4 protein-coding genes and 1 other RNA gene are annotated in these 4,381 nt (G+C 45.7%); 4 read left to right on the top strand and 1 reads right to left on the bottom strand.

Features of this window, described 5'->3' with window-relative positions; translation table 11 throughout:
* Window positions 1-215 precede the first annotated feature (215 nt).
* Genes AC1MDJ_RS06850 through AC1MDJ_RS06835 form a run of 4 tightly spaced genes read left to right on the top strand, consistent with a single transcriptional unit; the run spans window position 216 to window position 3,687 of the window.
* A complete protein-coding gene (locus tag AC1MDJ_RS06850; RefSeq protein ID WP_479690186.1) occupies window positions 216-1,109 on the top strand; it encodes a phosphoribosylaminoimidazolesuccinocarboxamide synthase in 894 nt (297 codons plus the stop codon).
* Window positions 1,109-2,581 (top strand): glutamate--tRNA ligase, encoded by a 1,473-nt coding sequence (gene gltX, locus AC1MDJ_RS06845; protein WP_479690185.1) that lies wholly within the window; start codon window positions 1,109-1,111, stop codon window positions 2,579-2,581. Before AC1MDJ_RS06850 ends, gltX begins: the two co-directional genes overlap by 1 nt.
* 4 nt (window positions 2,582-2,585) lie before the next feature.
* Window positions 2,586-3,113: a peptide deformylase gene (gene def / locus AC1MDJ_RS06840; RefSeq protein ID WP_479690184.1), complete on the top strand. Its 528-nt coding sequence runs from the start codon at window positions 2,586-2,588 to the stop codon at window positions 3,111-3,113.
* Complete coding sequence (locus AC1MDJ_RS06835; RefSeq protein WP_479690183.1) at window positions 3,103-3,687, top strand: histidine phosphatase family protein; 585 nt, start codon at window positions 3,103-3,105, stop codon at window positions 3,685-3,687. The genes def and AC1MDJ_RS06835 overlap by 11 nt, the downstream gene beginning before the upstream one ends.
* A gap of 73 nt (window positions 3,688-3,760) precedes the next feature.
* Here AC1MDJ_RS06835 and ssrA read toward each other — a convergent pair.
* Window positions 3,761-4,110: a transfer-messenger RNA gene (gene ssrA, locus AC1MDJ_RS06830) on the bottom strand.
* Window positions 4,111-4,381: the final 271 nt, after the last annotated feature.

The following is a 4,381-nucleotide window of genomic DNA, read 5'->3' as shown; positions in this document are numbered from 1 at the left end:
CAAGGGAGACTATTCAGAGAACACAGCAGAGGTTAGCTTCAAGTGGAGTTTCGGTAAGTCCAAAGCAGAGACAGAAGCCAGAGCTAAAAAAGAAGAAGTTAAAAAAGCAGTATATTACGCTATATAAGAAAAAGGGGGCTTTTGCCCCCTTTTTCTCACTTGCCTTTTGTTTGTGATGTGGTTATAGTTTATAGTAGCCTTGTGGGAGGTATGCTATGGCTAATGTTTCGCCTGTTATTAAAGAAACGGAAATCCCTGAGTTAAAACTACTAGGGCGTGGCAAGGTTCGCGATATATACGACTTAGGCAACAAGTTGCTTATCGTTACTACCGACCGCGTATCAGCCTTTGATGTTATTTTAGGCAGTGGGATACCTGAAAAAGGTGCAGTTCTTCATAACCTGTCCAAGTTTTGGTTTGAGAAGACGGCACACATAATCCCGAACCATTTTATTACTGACGATTTTGATGCTATGCCCGCCAGTATCCTCCCATATAAATCAAAACTTAATGGGCGTTCTATGCTCGTTAAAAAGTGTCAACCTTTCCCTGCGGAATGTGTTGCCCGCGGGCATATAACAGGCTCTGCGTGGAAAGAATATATGATTAACTGCAAGGTATGCGGAGTTCAGTTGCCACGTGGCTTGCAACTTTCAGGACGCTTGTCGGAGCCTATGTTCACCCCCGCCACTAAGGAAGCGGTCGGCACTCACGATGAAAACATCTCATACGAGCGACTTGTTAAGATGATTGGTGCAGAAGATGCCAAATTTTTGAGAGACAAGACGCTTGAACTATACAAGTTTGCTGCTGATTATGCCTTCTCTAAGGGGATTATAATAGCTGACACTAAGTTTGAGTTTGGCAAGCTACCTAACGGCGAAATTATACTAATAGACGAGGCATTGACACCTGATTCTAGCAGATTTTGGCTTAAACTGGCATATAAGGTTGGCATGGAGCAGGATAGTATGGATAAACAGGTAATTCGCAACTATCTTGAAGATATAGGCTGGAATAAGCAACCCCCTGCACCGCCACTGCCACAAAATATTATAGATAAAGCGTCCAGTAAATACGTAGATATAATGAATATGCTGGTGAAGTAATGGGTGCTATGAGTGCTGAAACTATGGGCGTTCGCGTTCGTTTTGCCCCCAGCCCTACAGGGCACTTGCACGTTGGCAATGTGCGTGCGGCTCTATTCAACTATCTATTCGCTCGCAATATAGGCGGGACGTTTGTGTTGCGCATAGAGGATACCGATTTAGAGCGTTCCAGCGAGACTAGCGAACAAACTATCTACGAGGATATGCACTGGTTGGGTCTTGACTGGGACGAAGGTGCTGGCGGCAAGGGCGGACAGTATGGACCATACAGGCAGACAGAACGCCTTGAAATATACCAAAAGTTAACTGACAAGCTGATTGAATCGGGTGATGCTTACTATTGTTTCTGCTCTAACGAAGAGCTTGAGGCAAAGCGTGAGGATGCAAAGCGGCAGGGCAGACAGTTTATATATGACGGAAAATGTCGCAGTATTAGCTCCGCAGATGCGAGCAAACGCATAGCTGCTGGCGAAAAACCGTCTGTTAGGTTTAAGATACAGAAAGACGATGTTGTAGTCCACGATATAGTCAAAGGAGACGTGCATTTCCCTACAAGTGCGTTTGGCGACTTTATCATAGTGCGTCCGAACGGCGTGCCCATATATAACTACGGTGTGGTGGTGGATGATGCGCTGATGCATATTACGCATGTAGTCCGCGGGGACGACCACCTATCTAACACCCCTAAACATATCCTGCTATTTGAGGCACTAGGCTATGATATTCCCAAGTTTGCCCATATCCCAATGATATTAGGTGGCGATAGAGAAAAGCTCTCAAAGCGACACGGGGACACTAGTGTTGAGCAGTTTCGCTCTAAAGGCTATCTGCCTGAGGCGTTGATAAACTTTATGGCATTGCTTTCTTGGTCTGATGGGAGCGAGCAGGAGATATTTACAATAGACGAACTAATTCAGAAGTTTAGTTTTGACAGAGTGTCAACAAGTGCGGCAGTGTTCAACTTTGACAAACTAAAATGGATGAACGGTATCTATATACGCTCTGGAAATATAGCGCGCATTACAGCGTTAGCTAAACCATACCTGCTAGAGGCGGGGTATATACACGATGACTTTGATAATAACCTGCTGGAAAAGATTGTCGCATCGGTGCGTGATAATTTAGAGCTACTGGCTGATATAGTTCAATACACAGCAGTTTATTTCCGTCCAATGCCGAGACCTGACGCAGAGGCACTGGAAATACTGAATCTACCTACGTCAAAGGGCGTAATTACGGCTTTTTTGGCACACCTAGACGAAGCACCCGCTCATATAGACCTTGTCTGGTATAAAGAGCACATAAAAGCTATAGGGCAGGAGAGCGGAGCAAAGGGCAAGGCACTATATATGGCTGTGCGGGTGGCTCTCACTGGGCGCACAAAGGGACCTGAGTTAGACCAGTTTGTCCCGCTGATGTCTGTGGGGCAGCTTAAAGAAAGGGCGGGGATAACCCTCGCAGGACTGAGTTAGTCCTATGGTATTGGATATAGTGACGTATCCCGCTGCGAGCTTGCGGAAGAAGTCTATCCCCGTTAAGGGCATTACAGAGGAAATATCAGAACTGATAAAAAATATGACCGATACCCTGTATAGTATGCAGGCTTATGGCGTTGCAGCACCGCAGGTGGGGCGTAATTTGCGCATAGTGGTGTTAGATGAGGGCGGTAGCAACGCAGAGGTTCACAAGACGCAAGTATATGTGAATCCAGAAATTTTAGAGGCTAATGGTGAGATAGTAGGCGATGAGGGCTGTTTGTCGCTGCCAGGGGAATACTGTCCCGTAAAGCGGTTTGCCAGACTAAAGGTGCGCGCGATGGATGAGACAGGCTCTGTGCGTGAGGTAGATGCTGAGGGGCAGCTAGCACGAATCTTACAGCACGAGATAGACCACCTTGAGGGTGTGCTGTTTATTGATAAGATACCAGCATTTAGGCGCGATATAATCAAAAAACACATCAAACGCAGAATACAAGAGGGTGATTACGTAGTCTATGAAGCTTAGAATCCCCCTATTCAGCAATGAGTTTTATTTCATCCGTCATGGGGAGACCGAATACAATGCGAACGGCTTTGTTACAGGCGAGCTTGACGTTCCGTTAAATGCTCTAGGGGAGTCGCAGGCTAGCCTAGCAGCACTGGCTATGACTAATATTGATATACGTAGTTGCATAATAAGCCCTATGAAGCGAGCGGTTCAGACGGCGGAGAAAATCCTAGAAAACAGAGAAGACGTGCGAGTAATCACCCTAGACGACTTAGAGGAGCGGCACTGGGGCAAACTAGCGGGTAAGGACAAGAGCACCATTGACAGCTATATTTTAGATGATATGGGCGTTGAGCGGTGGACAACCTTTACTGAGCGCGTTTTGCGGGCACTTGCTAGCATTCAACAGATGAATATACCGGTTTTGATTGTCGCTCACTCTGGCACGTTCCGTGTAATCAGCCAATACCTGCAGACGACAACTATTATAAGACCAATCCAAAATGCATATCCTTACAGATTTTATCAAGTTAGCGGCATCTGGCGCATAGACACCCCCGCAATGAAGATACGCAAAGACAGGGCGAGTTAAGACATGTTGACAAAAACGATATTAAGTCTATATTCAGCAATACTCCAAAGAATTTTATCGTATGCAGAATAGAAAATGGAGGTGGAGGGAATCGAACCCTCGTCCGAAGAACCTACAGCTAAAGGCAACTACATGCTTATGCTGCATTTAAGTTTCATTCAAGCTACGCTTACAGCCGAGCTAAGCTTGATAATAGCCCCTAAATCTTATTAGACGGCGCAGGGCAAACCATCTAACCAGCCTGCTAATTTTACACCTCTAGTCCGCCACAGGCGAAACCGCAACCAAAGATGTGCTACACTTAGGCAGCAAGCGCTAAAGAGTAATCTTCTTCTGCGTTTATAATTGTCCGCGTTTTTACAAGGTCACGGTCCTTGGCATGCTCCCAAAACCCTCAGTGCCCCGTCGAAACCGAGCACCCCCAAATAACATTACTTTATTAGTATAATACGTGTGAACGATGTTGTCAAGTAGGGAATAAATAGCTTTCATTCCACAGATAGCAAGGCGGTATAGCCCAAAGTTTATCCCCGCAAGGAACAGTTTCATTGCCTGTATAGATTACTATCCCACCTTGAAACTTGTTATCAGAGGTGACTTTTAGTTCTTTTAACCCAGTAAAGTCTTTACTGTTGACACTTTCAGCACTTCGCCATTGCTGTTTTCAAGCACTAAATCAACCTCTTTCCCCACC

The sequence above is a fragment of the Candidatus Termitispirillum reticulitermitis genome (genome assembly GCF_054655775.1).
This window is presented reverse-complemented; position numbering and strand designations above follow the sequence as displayed.